We start from the raw sequence: 19,426 nt of genomic DNA on the forward strand, positions 1-19,426 counted from the left end.
CACGCTGCTTCCCCGGCGGCACGTGGCCGCGCCGCCGGTCGACGCCGCCACCGCGGCGACCCCGTCGCCCAGCGCCCGGCCCTGAGCCGGGACGCCGGGCACCTCAGACGGCTCCGTTCACCTGTGCGGTAGGTGCACCGGCACCCGCACGACCTTGGCGTTCCCGGCCCGGTCGGCGTAGATCACGCTCACCTTCGCCTTGCCGGCCTTGATCCTCCTCGGCACGGCGAAGGCGAGCCGGTGGGTGCCCCGCGACAACCACCCCCAACGGCGGTGCGCCAGCACGTTGTCGCTGCGCACCAGCCGGACCTTGGCCGTCACCTTCTCGTTGTTGTGCGAGCGGACCACCACGACGCGGCGGCCGCCGCGACGGATCACATGCGCCGCGATCACGTGCGCGCGGACCACGGTGTCGGCCGAGGCCGTCGTCGTGGCCGTCGCGCCGGCGGTCGGAGTGGAGGTCGCGGTCGAGCTGGCCGAGGCACTGGCCGAGGCGGTCCCGCTCGGCTCGCCGTCGTCGAAGTCCAGGTTGATGGTGAAGACCCCGGTGTAGCCGTCGGTGGTGGACCCGGAGACCGGGACGACCATCGCGGCGTCGTACAGGCTGTCGGTGTCGTTGGTGGTGTCGCGGCTGCTCGACTTCTGGTAGTCGCTGGTGGCGATCACCTCGTCGTTGATGTCGTCGTCGAAGAACAGCTGGGTGGTGAAGTTGATGGCGGTGTCCTCATCCAGGCTCGTCCGGATGCGGACGTGGATGTGGATGGTGCGGCTGACGTACCAGCCGGGCCAGATGGTGGTGAAGGTGACCGAGCCGTCCTCGTCGGAGACCTGGTAGCCGCGCAGCCAGTCCACCCCCGTCTCGTCCGGGTTCCCCGAGCCGGAGACGTCGGAGTAGACGCCCTGGGCGTTGGCGTGCCAGATGTCGACGTACATGTCCGGCTGCGGAGTGCAGTCCGCCGAGGCGTCGGTCAGGTTGATGGTCAGCGTGAGCGGGACGCCTTCTTGCACATCGGTGGCGTCCTCGGAGTCCGCCGTGATGTCGGAGCGGTTGAGCTGCTCGTCGACCCAGAACGGGCCTTCGGTCATCTCCGACGACAGCGTGGCACAGCCGGTGGAGGTGGCCAGGGCGGTGGCGGAGCTGCTGGTCGGTACGGCGGCGGTGGCGCTCCCGATGAGCTCGCGGACTCCGGCGGTGGCGCCCACCGCCAACGCGGCCAGGCTGGTCGAGCGGATGATCGTGCGGCGAGTGGTCCAAGACATGCCGAGAAGAGTCGCCTCCGCGCCTGTGACGGGCCTGTCAGCGCACGGTGAATCGCGTTCTGGCGGACTGGGTGCCGCGGCGAGAGCGCCGCGAGACCCAGCCCGGGTCCGGTGAGTCAGGAGCGGACGAAGGAGGGGTAGCCCATCGCCGCCTCCTCCTCGCACCTCTGCCGGTAGGTGCCCACGCCGCCGATGTAGGAGAGCAGCCGGCGCGGCTTGCCCGGGACGTTGGAGCCCAGATACCAGGAGTCGGTCTTGGTGACGATCGTGGCGTTGGCCGTCTCGTCGTGGTGAGTGACCCAGGCATCCTCGCCCTCCGCGGTGGGCTCGATCGTCGTCTTGCCCTCGGCCCGCAGCGACCGGATCGCGCCGGTGATCCACTCCGTCTGCTGCTGCAGACAGGTCGTCATGTTGCACAGCGCCGCCGACGGCGCCAGCGGGGTGGCGGTGGTGAGCAGGTTCGGGAAGCCGTGCTTGGCCAGCCCCATGGTGGTCCGGATGTCGCGGCTCCACTCCGCGCTCAACGAGCGGCCGTCGCGCCCCCGGACGTCGATCCGGCTCAACGACCCGGTGCCGGCGTCGAAGCCGGTCGCCAGGATGACGACGTCCAGCTCGACGACGGTGCCGTCGCTCAGCTCGACGCCCTCGGGCCGGAACCGCGCGATCGGGTTGTCGCGTACGCCGATGAGGTCGACGTTGTCCTGGCGATAGACCTCCAGATAGCCGTTCTCCAACGGCACCCGGTGGGTGCCGAAGCCGTAGTCGGTCGGAACCAGGACGTCGATGAGGTGCGGGTCCTCGAGTCGGGCCCGCATCTTGGCGCGGACGAACTCCGACACCTCCTCGCTCACCTCCTCGGAGAAGAAGATCTCCCCGAACGACGCCAGCCACAGCTTCAGCGAACCGTCCTGGTAGATCTCCTCCAGGATGTCCTGGCGCTGCTCGGGGGTGCACTCCTCCCACACGTGCTGGAAGTCGTACTCGAACCCGGTGAACGTGTGCGGGATCGTCGACCTCAGCTCGCCGAAGCGAGCCTTGTAGGCCTCCTGCTCCGCCGGACCGAACGCCGGGTTCCTCATCGGCAGCGTGTACTGCGGCGTACGCGCGAAGACGGTCAGGTGGCCGACCGTCGGGGCGATCGTCTGGATCACCTGGATGCCGGTCGCGCCGATGCCCACGACACCGACCCGCTTGCCGACGACGTCCACGCCCTCCGCCGGATAGGAGGAGGTGTAGACGAGCTGGCCGGCGAAGGAGTCCTGGTCGGCGAACTGGTTCGTGAGCGGCGCCGAGAGCATGCCGGCGCAGGAGACGAAGAACTGGGTGTCGAGGACGTGGCCCCGATCGGTCCGCACCGTCCACCGGCGGCGCTCCTCGTCGTAGTGGGCGCTGGTGATCCGGGTGTCGAAGGTGATGTCCTTGCGCAGGTCGAGCCGATCCGCCACGTAGTGCAGCCAGCGCTCGATCTCCGGCTGGCCCGGGAACTTCTCGGTCCAGCTCCAGTCCTTGTAGAGCGACTCGTCGAACAGGTACTGGTAGATGTACGCCTCGGAGTCGAAGCGCGCTCCCGGATATCGGTTCCAGTACCAGGTGCCGCCGACGTCGCCGGCCGCGTCGAAGGCGCGGACCGTGAGGCCCTCCTCCCTCAGCTGGTGCAGCTGGTAGAGCCCGGCGACCCCAGCGCCGAGGACCACCGCGTCGACCCGTTCGGCGGTGTCAACCTCCGCAGTCGATGGCGCCATCATCGTTCCCTCTCTGTGGTGTCTGCATCACGACGGCGTCCATCGTGTGGCGCGTCCCACGCGGTCGAGGTGTCCCACAACCGGACACGGCGCAGGCCGGCGGGGTCAGCCGGGGTCAGTCGGGTCAGTCGGAGATCCCGTATTGCCGCAGCTTGCGATAGAGGGTCGAGCGAGCCAGGCCGAGCGCCTCCGCGGCGGCCTTCCGGTTGCCGCCCGCGACCCGGATCGCGGCGACGATGGCGTCCCGCTCGGCCTGGTCGACCGGTCTGAGCGCGGTCCGCGGTGCGGACTGGCAGTAGGCCGGCAGGTCGGTGCTCTCGATCACCCCGACCGGTCGCCGCTGGAGCGCCGCGGCCAGCGCCTCCCGGAGCTGGCTGAGGTTGCCCGGCCACCGGAAGCCGTTGACGATCCGCTGGGCCTCGGGGGAGAGCCGCACCTCCCGGTGCGGTGCCAGCTCGGCCAGCAGCGCGGCGCACAGCGTCGGCAGATCCGCCGTCCGGTGTCGCAGCGGCGGCACCGTGGCCGAGGCGCCGAACAGGTGCAGGAAGGGGTACGGCGCGGCCGGATCGGCGACCGGCAGCGCCGTGGCGGCGTACGTCGCACCGGGACTCGCGTCGCGAAAGGCGCTCACCAGCAGCCGGACCGAGCCCGGACCGAGCCGGTCAAGATCCCGCAGCACGTGGAGGGCATCCCGCTGCCCGACGACGCTCGCCGCGACTCCACCGGGGTCGCGCTCCGTCTCCTCGTGGTCGTGCTCGACGACCGAGGCGCCGGGGGCGAGTCGCTCGAGCTGGCGGCGCAGCAGCAAGGCCCGCCCGCTGCCCCGCTCGCCGAGGATCAGCACCGGCTCGCGGTTCGCGAGCGCCGCCGCGACCGTCCTGGCGGCGGCCACCATGGCCGGCGTACCGCTCTGCACGACGCCACCCGGCAGCACCCGAGGCCGATCGCGACCCGGCGAGGGCTCCTCGCGCCGCCCGTCGAGCTTCACCACTACGCAGACCATGCCCGCGATCTCGCTGCCGACCGACACCGCCGAGGCGCGCAGCCGCACCCGGGTTCCCGACGGCAGGTCGATCCGGTCATCGACGGTGGTGTGCCGGTGCATGAGGAAGCGGACGTGTTCGTGGAGAGCCGCCTGATCGGTGGCGTCGAGCATCGTCGAGATCGCGGTGGGCGCGATCACCATCCGCGGACCGACCGCGATCACCAGGTCGCGGCTCCGGGCCTCGACCCGGGAGTAGACCTCGAAGAGGGCATGCTGGCCCGGGCTGCGGTCGGCCAGCAGGTTCCGCTCGACCTGGGCGGCGGCCGACTTCACCAGCGAGTGCATGATCGGGGAGGAGTGGTCGGCGAAGCAGCTGATGTCGAGCACGCCTTCGACGCGATGGGTGATCGGGTCGCGGATCGGGGCGCCGGCACAGGCGAAGTTGTGCAGCGAGTCGACGAAGTGCTCCGCCCCCGAGACGTGGACCGAGGCGCCCGACTCCAAGACGGTGCCGACGCCGTTGGTGCCGACCTCGCTCTCGGCGTAGCCGAACCCGGCGGCGAAGTGCACCCGGTCGGTCGCCCGGGCGAAGGTCTGCGAGCCGTCCCGGCGGGCCAGGATGCGGGCCTTGTCGTCGCTCAGCGCGATGCAGGTCGGCAGGTCGGCCAGCTGTTCGGCGAGCTGATCCATGACCGGGTCGGCGCAGTAGACGAGCCGGGAGGAGGTGTCGAGGTCGTGGAAGTAGGGGCTGTCGACGTACGAGGGAGAGACCCCCTGGTCGAGGCTGCGCCGCCAGGACGCCAGGATCGTGGTGGGCACCGCCTGCAGGGTCGGGCTCGGCGCGCCGTCGACGAAGTCCGCCCGCGCGAGGGCGAGCTGGAAGCGCCGGTCAGGTGAATCGTCGCTCACTCGGCACCTCCCTGTGTCTCCTGTCACATTCTGCGCGACGGGTCAATCCGGCGGTGTGTCCCGTCATGGGACACCTCCGTGACCGGGACACCTCCCATAGTCGTGCGTGCCCGGGCAGGTACGACGAGAGCAGGAGTCGAGCAGCGATGATCGAGAACCCGTATTACGGTCACGAGTTCCACGGCGACTACGACCTGATCAGCATCGGCGAGTTCCCGTTGGAGGAGGGCGGGACGATCCCGGACCTGAGCCTCGCGGTGGCGACCTTCGGCGAGCTGAACGAGGCCAAGGACAACGCGATCCTGGTGACCACGTGGTACTCCGGCACTCACCAGATCTTCCGTGACGTCTACCTCGGGTCCGAGCACGCGTTGAACCCGGAGAAGTACTTCATCGTGGTGATCAACCAGATCGGCGGCGGTCTCTCCACCAGTCCGCACAACGCCAGCGGCCCCAACCAGGCGATCGCGATGTCGCGGTTCCCCCACGTCCGCATCGGGGACGACGTACGCGCTCAGGAGCAGCTGCTCCGCGAGCACTTCGGGATCGAGACCCTGCAGTTGGTGGTCGGCGGGTCGATGGGCGCGCAGCAGACCTACGAGTGGATCGTCCGGTTCCCGGACAAGGTCAAGCGAGCGGCACCCATCGCCGGCACCGCCCAGAACACCCCGCACGACTTCCTCTACACCAAGGCGCTGGTGGAGGCGATCACCTCCGACCCCGGGTTCAACGGCGGCGAGTACTCCTCGAACGCCGACGTGGTCGAGGGCCTCAAGCGCCATGCCGGCATCTGGGCGGTGATGGGCTTCTCCACCGAGTTCTGGAAGCAGGAGGTGTGGCGGGCCCTCGAGTTCGACTCCAAGGAGGCGTTCATCGAGGGCTTCCTGGAGCCCTACTTCACCGTCATGGATCCCAACGACCTGCTGTGCACGGCCTGGAAGTGGCAGCACGGCGACGTCGCCCGCCACACCGGTGGCGACCTGGCGGCCGCGCTGGCACGCAGTACGGCCAAGGTCAGGATCATGCCGATCAGCGAGGACATGTTCTTCCCGGTCCGCGACCACCAGGCGGAGCAGGTGCTGACCCCGAACTCCGACCTCAGGGTCATCGACGACGTGCTCGGGCACCTGGCGCTCTTCGGCGTCGCTCCGACCTACATCGGTCAGGTCGACGCCTACCTCACCGAGTTGCTCGACAGCTGACCGCCCTCCGCTGCCGCTGGGGCCGGTGACCAAGCGCCGGCAGGCCTGGTGTCGCTGATGTCGCCCGGTGACTGCTACCGCTGCTCGGCGACCAGCACCGAGCGCAGGCCGTCGAGCACCGTCGGGTCCTCGATCGTCGACGGCGGGGTGACGCTCAGCCCGTCCGCGATGTCGCGCATCGACTTGCGCAGGATCTTGCCCGACCGGGTCTTCGGCAGCGCCGAGACGACCGAGACCTGCCGCAGGCTGGCGACCGCGCCGAACTCCCGGCGCACCTGGTCCACCAGCTCCGCCTCGACCTGGTCGTGACCGCGGTCGACGCCGGCCTTCAGCACCACCAGGGCTCGCGGCACCTGCCCCTTGAGCTGATCGTGTACGCCGATCACGGCACACTCCGCGACGTCGGGGTGCTGGGCCAGCACCTCCTCCAGCGCGCCGGTGGAGAGCCGGTGACCGGCGACGTTGATCACGTCGTCGGTGCGACCCATCACGAACACGTAGCCGTCGTCGTCGATCCGGCCGCCGTCACCGGTGAGGTAGTAGCCGGGATACCAGGAGAGGTAGGAGCTGCGGTAGCGGTCCTGGTCCCGCCACAGGGTGACCAACGACCCCGGCGGCAGCGGCAGCCGGATCACGATGGCGCCGTCCTCGCCGGGCGGGACCTGGTTGCCCGCCTCGTCGAGGACCTGCACGTCCCAGCCCGGCATCGGCACCGTCGGCGACCCGGGCTTGACCGGCATCAGCCCCAGGCCGGCCGGGTTGGCCACGATGGGCCAGCCGGTCTCGGTCTGCCACCAGTTGTCCACGACCGGGACGCCGAGGGTCTCCCGTGCCCAGGCGAGCGTCTCGGGGTCGAGGCGCTCGCCGGCCAGGAACAGGTGTCGCAGGCTGCTGACGTCGTACCCCTCGACGAGGGCGCCGGCGGGGTCCTCGCGGCGGATCGCGCGGAACGCGGTCGGTGCGGTGAACAGCGCGACGGCCCGGTGCTGCTGGACGACCCGCCAGAACTGGCCCGCGTCCGGAGTGCCGACCGGCTTGCCCTCGTACAGCACGGTGGTCGCGCCGGCGAGGAGCGGCCCGTAGACGATGTAGGAGTGGCCCACGACCCAGCCCACGTCGGAGGCGGTGAACATCGTCTCGCCGGGGCCGACGTCGTAGATGTTGCGCATGGACCAGGTCAGCGCCACCGCATAGCCGCCGTCTCGCACCACGCCCTTCGGCTTCCCGGTGGTGCCGGAGGTGTAGAGGATGTAGAGCGGCGCGGAGCACGGCATCGGCACGCAGGGCGCCGGCCTCGCGGCGCTCTCCGCCTGCACCCAGTCGACGTCGCGCTCGCCGAGCCGCGCCGCCGCCTGCGGTCGCTGGAACACCACGCAGGCCGACGGCTGGTGCCGGGTGCGGCTCAGCGCCTCGTCGACCATCGGCTTGTACTCGATGACGCGCTTCCCCTCGATCCCGCAGGACGCCGTCAGGACGACCTTCGGCTCGGCGTCGTCGATGCGCACCGCGAGCTCCGCCGGCGCGAAGCCGCCGAAGACCACCGAGTGCACCGCGCCGATCCGGGCACAGGCGAGCATCGCGACCACCGCCTCCGGGATCATCGGCAGGTAGATCACCACCCGGTCGCCGGCGGTGACCCCCAGGTCCCGGAGCACCCCCGCGAATCGCGCGACACGGTCGCGCAGCTCGGCGTACGTCGTCGAGGTGACGCTCTGCGTCACCGGCGAGTCGTAGATCATGGCGACCCGGTCGCCGTACCCGGCCTCCACATGCCGGTCCAGGGCGTTGTGGCACACGTTGAGCTCGCCGTCGGGATACCACCGGTGGAACGGCGCCGCCGAGTCGTCCAGCGCCCGCGTCGGCGGGGCCGACCAGTCGAGCAGCTCCGCCGCCTCCAGCCAGAAGCCCTCGGGATCCGTCAAGCTCTTCTCGTACGTCGCGCGATAGGTCGCCATGCTCATGAATGATCAGACACTCCTCCGCCGCCGCGGCGTCCCAGAATGAGACAGTCCCGGCAGCGCCTGGGATGACCCGGATCGTACGCCGGGCCAGGCACCCTCGGGGTGGTTCGGCTCGGCGGCGTCGCCGCGGCCCTACCGCCAGGTGCGCGCGGCACGGTGGAGCGTGTCACGCACCCGGATGACGGCGGGGTCGGTGTCGGCGCCGGGTCGTTGGACCAGGAAGAGGGTGTTGAGCGGAGGCTCCTCGGGTTCGTCGAGGGCGGCCAGTCGGCCGGCGGCCAGATGCTCGACGCACAGCGAGTGCGGGAGGACGCTGTATCCGGCGCCGGCGACGACGGCCGCGACGACGGCGTGCAGGTTCGGCACGGTGAGGGCGGCGTGGCCGGCGGGCGCCGGCTTGCCGAAGACGGTGCGCCAGTAGCGGCGCACGATGGGCAGGTCCTCGGCGTAGCTGACCAGCGGCACCTCGCGCAGCGCGACGCAGAGCTCGGCGGCCTCCGCGTCGCGGCGGCAGGCGATGCGTGCCGCCCAGTCGGGCGAGGTGACCAGGACGTACTCCTCGTCGCCCAGCGGCACCGAGACCAAGCCGCGTCCGCGTGGCCTGCGGGTGGTGATGACGAGGTCCTGCCGCCCGGCGCGCATCTCCTCCAGGAGCGGGTCGGTCATGCCCTGGGTGACGCGCAGCTCGACGCCGTCGGCGACCACTCCGGCGAGGGCGGGCAGGACGCGGGTGCACAGCAGCTCGGAGGGTCCGGCCAACCGGACGGGCGTGGTGCGCGGCTCGTCCTGGCCATGGTCGGCCGCGGCGAGCGCGTCCAGCGGGCCGGCGATGCGGCCGGCGAGCTCGTGCGCGGCGGCGGTCGGCTGGACCCCGCGGGGTAGCCGGGTGAACAGCTGGCGGCCGGAGCGCTCTTCGAGGGTGCGGATCTGGGCGGTGACCGTCGGCTGGGAGAGTCCGAGTGCCGGTGCCGCGGCGGTCAGGGAGCCGGCGCGATAGACGGAGAGGAAGGTCCGCAGCAGGTTGAGGTCGGCGGCGGGCCCGCGGACGGGAACGACACCCGGCGGCTCGGGGGGCACGGCGGCGGACGAGGCCTCGGACACGACCTCACCCTAACGCGATCTGCCATCGAATCTCCGATGGCAGACGAGTTCGACCTATTGGTCAGACGATCGCCTGCGGCCTATCGTGAAGGCCGACGGGGCCTGGAGTGTCCCGACGAGCCGGGACCGAGCCCGACGAGACCGACGAGACCGAGGAGGAGCAGACCATGGCGAGCGTGCTCTTCGTGGTGACCGGAGCCGATCACCTGACCCTGACGGACGGCACCGACCACCCGACCGGCTACTGGGCCGAGGAGGTGGTCACCCCGCTGGAGATCCTCACTCGGGCCGGGCATCGGGTCACGGTGGCCACCCCGGGCGGCGTCCTGCCGCCGGCCGACCCGGCGAGCCTGACCGCCGCCGGCGCCGGCGGCGAGGAGGCGGCCGCGCAGCTGAGGTCGGTCGTGGCGTCCTCGCCGGAGCTGGCCCACCCTGCCGATCTCGCCGGCATCGACCTCGCGACCTTCGACGCGGTCTTCGTGCCGGGTGGGCACGGGCCGATGCAGGACCTGGCCGTCGACGCGGTCTCGGGGCGTCTGCTGGCCGACGCACTGTCCTCCGGCAAGCCGCTCGCGGTCGTCTGCCACGGTCCGGCCGCGTTGCTGGCCGCGACCGGATCCGATGGCCGCAACGCGTTCGCCGGCCGCACGATCACCGCCTTCACCAACGAGGAGGAGCGCCAGGGCGGCCTCGCCGACCGCGTCCCGTGGCTGCTCGCGACCCGCCTCGCCGAGGCCGGGCTCACCGTCCGCGCCGGCGAGCCGTGGGTCCCGCATCTCGAGACCGACGGCAACCTGCTCACCGGACAGAACCCGGCCTCCTCGGCGCCGTTGGCAACCGCGCTCGCCGACCGCCTGTCCTGACCGACCCGGCCCGGCTCATCCGGCCCGGCTCGTCCCTCATCGCCCCCAAAGACCAGCCAGGAGGCCGTCATGACCACCGCCACCGTCGAGAACGCCATCCTCTGGCCCGAGCACTACCTGCCCGGCACCGGCGACAACTTCGTCTCGAACGAGGTCATCGTCTCCGGTCTCACCGCCGAGGACGTCTGGCACTACCTCGTCGACACCTCGACCTGGGAGTCCTACTACCAGAACGTCTCCGACATCGCCTTCCCCGGTGGAGACGGGCCGCGGCTGACCGCGGAGATCGACTTCAGCTTCTCCACCTTCGGCTTCCCACCCCTGTCGGCCCAGGTCGTCGAGCTCGTTCCCCCGGCGGACGCGACGCCCGGCCGGCTCGCCTGGACCGCCCGGCAGGACGGCGGCCCCGAGGAACGCCTCGACGTACGTCACGCCTGGCTGGTCGAGAACCTGCCCGGCGGGCGCGTCCGGATCCTCACCCAGGAGGTCCAGCACGGCGAACCGGCCGCTGCGCTGGCCGCCCAGCGCCCCAATCCGATGCTCAACGGCCATCAGGCCTGGCTCGACGGCCTCGTCGCCGCCGCCCGAGACTGAGGTCCCGGACGGCTCGGCCGGTGCTCGCCGGCATCGGGCAGGATCGGTCCGACCCCCGATCGGCAGGCTCCACCGACGAGGCGACGCGAATGCCCGAAATACACCCCAGTGCGAAGGAGAAGGATCGTGTCCCGTCCACCGCTACCCGCCGACGCCGTCGAGATGCTTCGACGGCCGAACCCCGCGGTGATGGCCACCCTGCGCTCGGACGGCGCACCGGTATCGGCACCCACCTGGTACGTCTGGGACCAGTCCGAGGGCGGCGCAGGCTCGGTGTTGCTCAGCCTGGACGAGGGCCGGGTGCGGCTGCGGCACCTCGGCGCCGACCCGCGGCTGACCCTCACCGTGCTGCAGGACGGTGACTGGTACACCCATGTCACTCTCCTCGGCCGCGTGGTCGACCTGCGCACCGATGAGGGACTGACCGACATCGACAGGATCTCCCGGCACTACACCGGGCAGCCCTATCCCGATCGTGTGCGCGCCCGGGTGACCGCGCGCATGCGGATCGACCGCTGGCACGGCTGGGGAGCGTTCAAGGACAGCGACCAGGCCTCGGTCTGAGCCGCGCCGGAGGCGGCTTCGGCGAGGTGCGGGCGGGGACCCATCAGGCCGTCTCGACCGACGACCCGGCTCAGAACTCCTCGTAGACGGCCGGGTCCTGTCCGGCGGTGCGACCGTCCGGGCGACCCAGGCCGGTGATCGCGGCGACGTCCTCCGGCGTCAGCTCGAGATCCAGCGCACCGAGGTTCTCCGTCTGCCGCGCGTCGGAGGCGGCCTTGGGCAGCGGGATCGCGCCGCGGGCGATCGCCCAGGCCAGCACGGTCTGCCCGGGGGTCGCCCCGTGAGAGGCGGCGATCCGGGTGATCACCGGGTCGGCCAGGAGGTCGTTGCCTCGGCCCAACGGGCTCCACGCCTCGGTGTGGATGCCGTGCTCGGCGTCGTAGGCGAGGAGCTCCTCCTGCGGGAAGTAGGGATGCAGCTCGATCTGGTTCACCGCCGGCAGCACGCCGGTCTCGGTGCGCAACCGCTCGAGGTGCTGCGGGAGGAAGTTCGAGACGCCGATCGCCTTCACCAGGCCGCGTTCGCGCGCCTCGATGAGCGCCTCCCAGGCCTCGACGTATCTGTCGACGCGCGGATTGGGCCAGTGGATCAGGTAGAGGTCGAGGTAGTCCAGGCCGGTGCGATACAGGCTCTCCTCGACGGTCGCGATCGCCTCCGCGCGGCGGTGGTGCCGGCCGGGGAGCTTGGAGGTGACCACGAGCTCGGCGCGGTCGAGCCCGCAGCGGCGTACGGCGTTGCCGACCGCCCCCTCGTTCTCGTAGTTGAACGCGGAGTCGAGCAGCCGGTAGCCGCGGTGGATGGCTCGCACGGTGGCGTCCACCCCGGCCGACCCGTTGAGCCGGTAGGTGCCGAATCCGAGCACCGGGAGCGACAGGCCCGCAGGGGCGGCGGTCATGGTGGGAACGTCAGTCATCGTGAGTGCACCTTTCGCGCGGATCGACCTCGGCTGCGCCGATCGCGGCCCGCGGCTCAGTTCGGGATGCCGTCTGCCAGGTGACCTCGGGTGCCGATCACCTCGTCGGGAGACGGGACGTCCATCCTGGCATATAGTGGTCACATCGTCCAGTTATTAGGCTGGCCCGAGACGCCGTACCGAGGGCGCGTCTGCTCGCACCACCGGCACGAGGAGGACGTGTGAGCACCGCATCCATGCCGCCCGAACCGGTACGACGCCGCGGGCGTCCGCGGAGCGCGACGGTCCACCGCGCGATCATCGAGGCCGCCGTACGGCTCGCCGTCGAACACGGCGTCGAGCGCCTGACCGTGGACGCGATCGCGCAGGCCGCCGGCGTGAGCCGGACCACGGTGTACAAGTGGTGGCATTCCCCTGCCGCGGTCCTGCTCGAGGGGATGCTCGAGCGCGAGTCAGCGTCGCTGGAGTACGCCAGCGACGCCGACCCTCGCTCCGCGATGGCGGAGCATCTGCTCGCCCTGCGGCGGATCGCCGACTCGGACACCGGCGAGCTCGTGCGACAGGTCCTGGCCGCGTCCGTGCGAGACGAGCGCACCGGGACCGAGCTCCGGCGGCGTTGGCTGATGCCCCGTCGGGCGGTCGCCCTGGAGCTGATCGAGAGGGGGATCCGCGCCGGCGAACTGCCCGACGACATCGACCCGTCGGCGATCCTCGACCTGGTGGTCGCACCCATCTATCACCGCCTGATGTTCCGTCTGCCGTCCCTGTCCCAGCGCGAGGTGCTCGACCAGTTGCGGTTGGTGTGGCCGGAGCGGCCGGACGGGCCACCGGCGGCCGGACCCGACGGAGCGGCCGCGCGTAGAGAGGCGGGAAGGACACCGGTGGACGGCGCCCACGAGGCCGGCGCCTGAGTCCGACTGGCGGCCGGGGTCATTCGTCGAGGAGGAGGTCCGCCACGGCGCCCGGTGCCTCACGCATCGCGTTGTGCGCGGTGGGCAGGTCGTGCACGCGCCAGCCCGGGTCGGCGTGGAGCCGGGCGCGGAGCCCGGCGAAGGGGGTGTCGTCCTCCCATCCGGAGCAGTACACGAAGTCGCGCCGGGGGACACGATCGACCGCGCCCGTGAGCCGGATCGACTGGATGAGGGATGCCAGCGGGTGGGCGCGGCGGCGGGGATCGCCGCCGTGGGGAGCCCGGAACGGCGGGCGGACGGCGTACCCGGTCTCCGCCGCGCCCTCGATGAACGCCTTGCGATAGGCCTCGGTGGTCAGCGACCAGCACGACTCGCCGTCACGAGGAACGTAGGCGTCGAGATGGACCAGACGGGCGATGCGCCCGCCCGCGCGGTCGGCCGCGGCCGAGATCACCATCCCCGCGTAGCTGTGGCCGACCAGCGTCGCCCCACCGATCCGGGCACGATCCATGAGACTCAAGACGTCCCGGGCGTGCGTGTCGAGGTTGGCGCTTGCCACCGTCGCGCCGTCGTCCTCGGGCCCCAGGCCCGTCAGCGTCAAGGCGTGGACCGTGTGGCCGGCGCGCTCCAGGAGCGGAGCGACCGCCTCGAAGCACCAGGATCCGTGCCATGCGCCCGGTACGAGGATGAAGGTGGTCATGTCTCTCTTCCGATCTGACGACGTTGTTCGCAGTCTGGTCAGGTCGCCGGTGGCGCGCTACCGCTACGATGACGCCTGATGCCTGTTCGCCGCCAACCATCCCCCCGGCGACCCGCGGCGTCGCGTGTCTGGCCGTCCGGGGGTCGGCACCTATGGCTGTCGGGTGGAGCCAGTGAGGTCCAGTCGCACTCCGAGGGTCACCTGGTCTACGCAGCCAGCGGCGTACTCGCGATGCACAGCCAGGACGCCACCTCGATCGTCCCGGCCAACCGAGTCGCCTGGATCCCCGCAGGCGTCAGTCATCGACACCGCGCCCACGGCGACACCGACATGCGCATCGTCTTCCTCACCCCGGCGCTCGCTCGCCTGCTGCCGGAGCGACCCGTCGTGTTCCTGGCCTCCGGCCTCGCCCGCGAGGTCCTGCTCGCCCTGACGGGTGGCCACCACGACGACCCGGCCGGACCCGCCCGCAGCTCCGAGGCCGACGACCGCCTCCGCCACGTCCTCGTCGACGAACTGGACGAGGCGCACGAGCGACCGCTGCTGTTGCCCGAGCCGCGAGACGACCGGCTGCAGGCGATCTCGCAGATGCTTCGTGGCGATCCCGCCGACAACTCCTCGCTGGCCGAGCTCGGCCAGGCGGTCGGTGCCAGCAGCCGCACCCTCAGTCGGCTCTTCCGCGGCGAGCTCGGCATGACCTTCTACGAATGGCGCACGCAGTTGCGCATCTATCACGCACTCGTTCTCCTCGCCGGCGGATGCGACGTCAACCAGACGGCGCATGCCTGCGGATGGACCAACCCGAGCAGCTTCATCGCGGCCTTCACCCAGCTCGTCGGCACGACCCCCGGGCGCCACCGGGCCAGCTCACAGAGCCGACGCCGCGCGCCCGGGATGGACGAACGCCCAGGGTGAGACCAGGACGTTCACACGCGGGCCGTCTGTCGCGATGGGCACGGGGAGATTCTTCCTCCAGGGACGTTCGTCGTCGAACGCCATCCGACGTTCACGTGGGCGTCTCCCGAGCCGGTCGACGACTTGTCCCGGTACCGCCCCTACACCCGGAGCGGGAAGCACATGGTTCTGCGCATCGAGCTCACCGATGCGCGCGGTGTCGCGTGGACTCGCGATCGGCGCGGGCTGCTCCGCGAGGTCCCAACCGCCGCGACCTCGACCGACTGAGCGCGCAAGGCGGTGCGGCCGGGAGTCGCACGCTCGGGCTGATCCTGGAGCTGACTCCCGCGATCGTGAGGCCGAGCGCGAGCTCGCCGTCGGCCCGGGTGGAGCAGCCGACCATGGCCCAATACGGTCGGCGCCCCCGGCGAGACGGCCCGGTCCACGCCGACCCCCACGAGGACGACCGACGAGTCACTCGACTCCGCCTGACAGCGAAGGCAGGATCGGCGATGCCGCGGCGACGGCGGGCGATCAGACGGATCACGATCGCCGGGCGAGGTTGAGCAGTGCGGACGTAGAAGCGCGCTGCTCACGAACACGCCGACGAAGCCCCTGACGCCACCTGTCGCAGCCAGGAAGAGCCTCCGGAAAGCGAGACGGCCGGTCAGGTCTCCCTGGCCGGCCGTTCTGTCAATGCACTCCGGATGGTTCTGTTAACCACCCCGACGTGCACGAGGGGGGAGTTGAACCAACGGGGATCCACGCTCAGAACAGCGTCACCCGCTTCCTGAGCGTGGATCTCAGGTTCCGTTGCCTCCCGTTACCTACGGTTGGGCCAGGTCTGTGCTACCCGGGGTAGCACCAGCGATGTTGAGTTGTAGCCGGCGGCCAATCCACCGACATCCGGAGATTACTCGGGCCGGAGCCCAAGCTGAATGCTGGGAGCGTCGTCCCGTCTCTTCAGATGCGGTCGGATGCTGCGAACTCGACGATCTGGTGAGCACGTTGCTCCAAGTCACGGACGAGGTCGGCCAAGGCGGTTCGGTCGATCGGCCGCGTGGCCTCCAACGCTGCGGTCCGGATGAACGAGGTGACCTTGACGCTGGTCTGCTCGGCGCGTGCACGGAGCTCGGTGATCTCTTCCTCGGAGAAGCGCACCGAAATCGTGACGTTGCGTTTGATCGTGATCGGCTCGCTCTCCGCGGGGTCGAAGTCGGTCAGGTCTTGGGTCTCGTTGTAGTTGGCCGCGACCTTCGCATCAGCCCTCGGATCCATCATCCCCGCTCCTCCGCAAGGTCCGTACGCGTCGGCGACCCGCCACGAGCTCTCACACTCCATCAGCACCACATCTCCGATCGATTGTGTTGCATTTGTATATATAGCGCAACACAGAGCCGTGACGTTGTCGTCCACCATGAACGACCGATCATCCTCACCGAACTCCAGCACTCTTCGAACTTCCGGCTCAGGACGATCTGCTAGGATTTCGTTTGTTTCGTTTACTGCATCTGTTGCGTTTGGAGGCTGATATGACGGCGATGCCTTCTGTCGTTCCCGAGGACGGCGATGTCGAGCTCGCGCGCGCCGCACTTCGGATTCTCGCGAGTGCTGTCGATGCCGACGTCGACGCGCATGCCCCCGTCACCTTGAAGCTCGCCAAATCCGGCGAGGAGGTCGTCGTGCCCAAGGCGATCCTCAACCTCCTCGGCGGTGCGCTGGAGAACCTAGCGAGAGGCGAGGGCGTGACCCTCGTGCCCGCCAACGCTGAACTGACCACCCAGCAGGCGGCCGAGCTACTCAATGTTTCCCGGCCCTTCGTGATCCGGCTGCTCGACGAGGGCAAGATCGAGCATCGTCTCGTCGGCACCCACCGACGGGTCAAGACCTCCTCCCTCTTGGCCTACTTGCGCGCCGACGACGAGCAGCGGAAGGCAGCCGCCGATGAGCTCTCGGCGATGACTCATGCGCTCGGCTTTGCCTGATGCCGTTGGTCGCGGTGTACGACGCGAACGTGCTCTACCCGAGCACCCTGCGCGACGTCCTGATCCGCGTCGCGCTCGTGGGATTGGTTCAGGCGAAGTGGACCGACCAGATCCTCGATGAGACCTTCCGCAACTTGCAGGCCAACCGGCCCGACCTCTCGGCCGAGAGGCTCGACCGCACCCGCGAGCTGATGAACCGCGCGGTACGCGACGTCAAGGTCGAGGGCTACGAGCACCGCATCGACGATCTCGACCTGCCCGATCCCGACGACCGTCACGTCCTCGCCGCGGCGATCGAGGCCGGCGCCGATGTCATCGTCACCAAGAACCTGATCGACTTCCCGGCAGGCTCCCTGGCGCCGCACGACGTGGAAGCACAGCACCCCGATGCCTTCCTGGCCCAACTCGCCGAACTCAACACGGGCGTCATGCGTCAGATCGTTACCTCAATCGCCGCAACCTGGCGCCCAGGCGCGACGGCCGACGACGTACTCCTCAGCCTCGCGACCGAAACGCCGACAACGGTGAGCGCTCTCAGGTGAGGTCGTGGCCGTGATTGCCTCCGCCGTCACCACGACGCGCAGGTCATCTGATCCGATCAGATACCCACTCACCAGAGCCACCCGAGACACTCGCGGCGGTTTGACGCACTCATCTCGGCAGATCCGGACAAGTGCTCTAGGGCAGATTTAAGGAGTGGCAGAGGCGTTGCCTCCGTCATGGGCCTGACCGAGGCGGCGAACTTGAGACCGAACACGTCATCCTGCTTGGACATCACAGCTACCCGAGCTGGCGCAGGTGCCCGCTGAGTTTGGACGCGAGCTGGGCGGCTGTGGCCTCTGGCCACGGGTTGATCCGTCTACCCGCAGGGACACGGTGTGACTCGATGACGTGGCGCCCGCGGTTGCCGGTGGGGACGGCACACACCTTGAGGGTGCTGGCACCGGCCTTGGTGCCGGTGAAGCAGGTCGTGTGGCCGGTGCAGGGCAGGTCGCGGGTCCAGGTTCGGGTCGGCCGGCTGCGGGCGCCGATGGCGGCGGCAAACTCGTCGGCGGTCGCGTACCGCTTGGCTGGGTCTGGGTCGATGGCCTTCATAATGATCGCTCGGAGTCCGACGGGGACGTGCGGCGCCACCTCACCGAGGGGCCGCGGAGTCCCGTGGGCGGCGACGGCTGCCATGAGCTGGTTCCAGTCGCTGATCGGACGCAGGGCCGGATTCAGCCAGTCGCCGGCCAGCAGGTGGTAGAGGGTCGCGCCGAGCGAGTACACGTCGGTGCGAACGGTTGCGAGCTGCCCGGCCGCGATCTCGGGGGCCATGGTTTCTGGGCTGCCTCCGCCGGCCAAAGCGATGCCGTTGGCGTTCATCTGGTTGGAGAGCCCGAAGTCGCCGACGAGGACGCGGTGGTCGTCGTCGAGGAAGAGGTTGCCGGTCTTGATGTCCATGTGGACGAGGCCGGTGTCGTGGACGCGCGCGATGCCGACCGCGGCCTGGCGCACCCACTCGGCGGCCTGGTCCACGGGGACGCCGACGCCGGAGACGATGTGGTCCTCGGTACAGCCGTTCTCCAGGACCTTGGTGACGATGAACGGGACGCCGGCCTCTTCGTCGGTGTTCAGGATCGGCAGGATGTAGTCGCCGTGCAGGCTGGTGAGGACCGTCGCCTCGGCCCAGGTGCCGAAGTTGGTGGAGTTGAGCATCTTCAGCGCACAACGCTGGTTCTGCCACTCGTCCCACACCTCGTACACGCGTCCGTTCGCGCCGCCGCCGAGGTACCCGACGACCTGGTACCGGTTGCGGATACGCCGCCCAACGGGCAGGTTTCCGGGCAGCATGGGGTTCGTCATGGGAAACAACGTAAGGGGAAAGTCGTGCTCGCTCTTGGACTTGCGGTCGCGTTGCCGACGCCAAGCCGTCCCGTCGTGCGCGCGGTCCTGCTTGAGGACCCGTTCGGCGCTTCGACCGTGCCGACTTTGGCCGACGTGTCGGTGTCCAGGGAGTTCGACCTCACGACCACGCACACGCGGTGGGCGGAGATCGCCGGCCAGTTCTACGCCGACGTCTCTGGCCGCATCACCACGCTGAAGCCGGATATCGTCATTGTGCGGCGCGCTGACTTCCACCGCAGCCGCAGTAACGCCGACGGGCCGAAGATCCGTCTCGTCATCGAGGGCGCGCTCAGCGCCGCGGCGATCGGCCACGTCGCGAACACCCACCTCCGTGCTGGGGTCGAGTGCGGGCGCTTGTACGGCAAGGACAAGAAGGACATGGACGCCGACGCGAAGACCAAGGTCGCCAAGAAGGACCGGGCCGAGGCTGCGGCCGCTGGCCTCTCTGGCCTGTTCGCGAACCGCTGACTTACTCCGGAGCGGTGTCTGGCGCCAGCAGCTGGGTCAGGGCCGAGGAGAACCCTTCGGCGACGTCGTCCAGGTCGTTCGCCGAGCGTGAAGCGTCACGGAGCAACTCGACGAGCTGTGCCGCGACGTCGAGAACCTTGTCGGCACGGTCGCGTTCTTTCCGCACCTGCTCGCGTGCCGCATCGAGACGGACCTTCAGCTCCAGCGCTGCCGCTCGTGCGGCAGCAACGTCCAGGTCCGCCGCAGCAGCAGGCTGCACCGCGGCGCTCCGGTCATGGTCTACGCGTCGCGTGCGTGCCTGCTCCCGAGCGGCGGCCGCGGCCAGTGCACTCTCCTGCCTCTCGAGCCGTAGACGTTTGAAGTGACGTCCGGCAGAGTGGTGTACGGATCCCGGTGAGCGTGTCGCTGCCGAAGTAGGCGACGGCCACCGGGTGATCCTTCGAGTGAACTCTCACATCCGACTCGAAGAAGGACACCAACGATGACC

19 protein-coding genes are annotated in these 19,426 nt (G+C 70.0%); 9 read left to right on the plus strand and 10 right to left on the minus strand.

What is annotated here, in order from left to right; all coding sequences use genetic code 11:
• Positions 1-117: 117 nt before the first annotated feature.
• The 3 genes from QM638_RS21480 to QM638_RS21490 form a co-directional block, all read right to left on the minus strand.
• On the minus strand, positions 118-1,260 hold the full coding sequence (locus QM638_RS21480) for an intradiol ring-cleavage dioxygenase (RefSeq protein ID WP_415145444.1): 1,143 nt from the start codon (positions 1,258-1,260) through the stop codon (positions 118-120).
• 116 nt (positions 1,261-1,376) lie between these two features.
• Positions 1,377-3,002: a flavin-containing monooxygenase gene (locus tag QM638_RS21485; protein WP_415145446.1), complete on the minus strand. Its 1,626-nt coding sequence runs from the start codon at positions 3,000-3,002 to the stop codon at positions 1,377-1,379.
• 124 nt (positions 3,003-3,126) lie between these two features.
• A complete protein-coding gene (locus QM638_RS21490; RefSeq protein WP_415145448.1) occupies positions 3,127-4,896 on the minus strand; it encodes a sigma-54-dependent Fis family transcriptional regulator in 1,770 nt (589 codons plus the stop codon).
• A 146-nt stretch (positions 4,897-5,042) separates the two neighbouring features.
• Here QM638_RS21490 and QM638_RS21495 point away from each other — a divergent pair, with 146 nt between their 5' ends.
• Positions 5,043-6,098: an alpha/beta fold hydrolase gene (locus QM638_RS21495; RefSeq protein ID WP_415145450.1), complete on the plus strand. Its 1,056-nt coding sequence runs from the start codon at positions 5,043-5,045 to the stop codon at positions 6,096-6,098.
• Positions 6,099-6,172: 74 nt separating this feature from the next.
• On the opposite strand, the gene QM638_RS21500 is transcribed toward QM638_RS21495, so the two are convergent.
• Both QM638_RS21500 and QM638_RS21505 read right to left on the minus strand, forming a co-directional pair.
• Entirely contained in the window at positions 6,173-8,059 is a 1,887-nt protein-coding gene (locus QM638_RS21500; protein ID WP_415145451.1) for an acetate--CoA ligase, read from the minus strand.
• Positions 8,060-8,191: 132 nt separating this feature from the next.
• Entirely contained in the window at positions 8,192-9,160 is a 969-nt protein-coding gene (locus QM638_RS21505; RefSeq protein ID WP_415145453.1) for a LysR family transcriptional regulator, read from the minus strand.
• A 107-nt stretch (positions 9,161-9,267) separates the two neighbouring features.
• Between QM638_RS21505 and QM638_RS21510 the strand changes: the two genes are divergently transcribed.
• The 3 genes from QM638_RS21510 (at position 9,268) to QM638_RS21520 (ending at position 11,181) form a co-directional block, all read left to right on the plus strand.
• A complete protein-coding gene (locus QM638_RS21510; protein ID WP_415145455.1) occupies positions 9,268-10,023 on the plus strand; it encodes a type 1 glutamine amidotransferase domain-containing protein in 756 nt (251 codons plus the stop codon).
• Between the two features lie 69 nt (positions 10,024-10,092).
• Complete coding sequence (locus QM638_RS21515; RefSeq protein ID WP_415145456.1) at positions 10,093-10,617, plus strand: SRPBCC domain-containing protein; 525 nt, start codon at positions 10,093-10,095, stop codon at positions 10,615-10,617.
• A 126-nt stretch (positions 10,618-10,743) separates the two neighbouring features.
• Positions 10,744-11,181, plus strand: a complete 438-nt coding sequence (locus QM638_RS21520; RefSeq protein ID WP_415145458.1) for a TIGR03618 family F420-dependent PPOX class oxidoreductase — start codon at positions 10,744-10,746, stop codon at positions 11,179-11,181.
• 70 nt (positions 11,182-11,251) lie between these two features.
• Here the strand turns inward: QM638_RS21520 and QM638_RS21525 are convergent, their stop codons facing one another.
• On the minus strand, positions 11,252-12,094 hold the full coding sequence (locus tag QM638_RS21525; protein WP_415145460.1) for an aldo/keto reductase: 843 nt from the start codon (positions 12,092-12,094) through the stop codon (positions 11,252-11,254).
• 221 nt (positions 12,095-12,315) lie between these two features.
• Between QM638_RS21525 and QM638_RS21530 the strand changes: the two genes are divergently transcribed.
• A complete protein-coding gene (locus QM638_RS21530) occupies positions 12,316-13,005 on the plus strand; it encodes a TetR/AcrR family transcriptional regulator (RefSeq protein WP_415145461.1) in 690 nt (229 codons plus the stop codon).
• 19 nt (positions 13,006-13,024) lie between these two features.
• On the opposite strand, the gene QM638_RS21535 is transcribed toward QM638_RS21530, so the two are convergent.
• Positions 13,025-13,705 (minus strand): alpha/beta fold hydrolase, encoded by a 681-nt coding sequence (locus QM638_RS21535; RefSeq protein ID WP_415145463.1) that lies wholly within the window; start codon positions 13,703-13,705, stop codon positions 13,025-13,027.
• A 156-nt stretch (positions 13,706-13,861) separates the two neighbouring features.
• Between QM638_RS21535 and QM638_RS21540 the strand changes: the two genes are divergently transcribed.
• On the plus strand, positions 13,862-14,620 hold the full coding sequence (locus tag QM638_RS21540) for a helix-turn-helix domain-containing protein (protein ID WP_415145476.1): 759 nt from the start codon (positions 13,862-13,864) through the stop codon (positions 14,618-14,620).
• Between the two features lie 942 nt (positions 14,621-15,562).
• Here QM638_RS21540 and QM638_RS21545 read toward each other — a convergent pair.
• Positions 15,563-16,051 carry a plasmid mobilization protein gene (locus tag QM638_RS21545; RefSeq protein ID WP_415145465.1) on the minus strand — a complete coding sequence of 163 codons (489 nt, stop codon included), beginning with the start codon at positions 16,049-16,051 and terminating at the stop codon, positions 15,563-15,565.
• Positions 16,052-16,092: 41 nt separating this feature from the next.
• Between QM638_RS21545 and QM638_RS21550 the strand changes: the two genes are divergently transcribed.
• Positions 16,093-16,584 carry a helix-turn-helix domain-containing protein gene (locus QM638_RS21550; RefSeq protein ID WP_415145467.1) on the plus strand — a complete coding sequence of 164 codons (492 nt, stop codon included), beginning with the start codon at positions 16,093-16,095 and terminating at the stop codon, positions 16,582-16,584.
• Positions 16,584-17,126, plus strand: coding sequence for a PIN domain-containing protein (locus QM638_RS21555; protein ID WP_415145469.1), 543 nt, complete (start codon positions 16,584-16,586; stop codon positions 17,124-17,126). Before QM638_RS21550 ends, QM638_RS21555 begins: the two co-directional genes overlap by 1 nt.
• A gap of 238 nt (positions 17,127-17,364) precedes the next feature.
• Here the strand turns inward: QM638_RS21555 and QM638_RS21560 are convergent, their stop codons facing one another.
• A complete protein-coding gene (locus QM638_RS21560; protein WP_415145471.1) occupies positions 17,365-18,429 on the minus strand; it encodes a serine/threonine-protein kinase in 1,065 nt (354 codons plus the stop codon).
• Between the two features lie 24 nt (positions 18,430-18,453).
• Between QM638_RS21560 and QM638_RS21565 the strand changes: the two genes are divergently transcribed.
• A complete protein-coding gene (locus QM638_RS21565; protein ID WP_415145473.1) occupies positions 18,454-18,939 on the plus strand; it encodes a hypothetical protein in 486 nt (161 codons plus the stop codon).
• A gap of 1 nt (position 18,940) precedes the next feature.
• Here the strand turns inward: QM638_RS21565 and QM638_RS21570 are convergent, their stop codons facing one another.
• A complete protein-coding gene (locus QM638_RS21570; RefSeq protein ID WP_415145475.1) occupies positions 18,941-19,198 on the minus strand; it encodes a hypothetical protein in 258 nt (85 codons plus the stop codon).
• Between the last annotated feature and the right edge of the window lie 228 nt (positions 19,199-19,426).

This window comes from Nocardioides sp. (genome assembly GCF_047606145.1).
In the GTDB taxonomy this organism is placed as follows: domain Bacteria; phylum Actinomycetota; class Actinomycetes; order Propionibacteriales; family Nocardioidaceae; genus Nocardioides.

Excerpts from the sequence above, each read along its gene's own strand:
- QM638_RS21480 (WP_415145444.1), bottom strand. The coding sequence starts at position 1,260 with ATGTCTTGGACCACTCGCCGCACGATCATCCGCTCGACCAGCCTGGCC.
- QM638_RS21535 (WP_415145463.1), bottom strand. The coding sequence starts at position 13,705 with ATGACCACCTTCATCCTCGTACCGGGCGCATGGCACGGATCCTGGTGC.
- QM638_RS21560 (WP_415145471.1), bottom strand. The coding sequence starts at position 18,429 with ATGACGAACCCCATGCTGCCCGGAAACCTGCCCGTTGGGCGGCGTATC.
- QM638_RS21500 (WP_415145451.1), bottom strand. The coding sequence starts at position 8,059 with ATGAGCATGGCGACCTATCGCGCGACGTACGAGAAGAGCTTGACGGAT.
- QM638_RS21555 (WP_415145469.1), top strand. The coding sequence starts at position 16,584 with ATGCCGTTGGTCGCGGTGTACGACGCGAACGTGCTCTACCCGAGCACC.
- QM638_RS21515 (WP_415145456.1), top strand. The coding sequence starts at position 10,093 with ATGACCACCGCCACCGTCGAGAACGCCATCCTCTGGCCCGAGCACTAC.
- QM638_RS21495 (WP_415145450.1), top strand. The coding sequence starts at position 5,043 with ATGATCGAGAACCCGTATTACGGTCACGAGTTCCACGGCGACTACGAC.
- QM638_RS21525 (WP_415145460.1), bottom strand. The coding sequence starts at position 12,094 with ATGACTGACGTTCCCACCATGACCGCCGCCCCTGCGGGCCTGTCGCTC.
- QM638_RS21485 (WP_415145446.1), bottom strand. The coding sequence starts at position 3,002 with ATGGCGCCATCGACTGCGGAGGTTGACACCGCCGAACGGGTCGACGCG.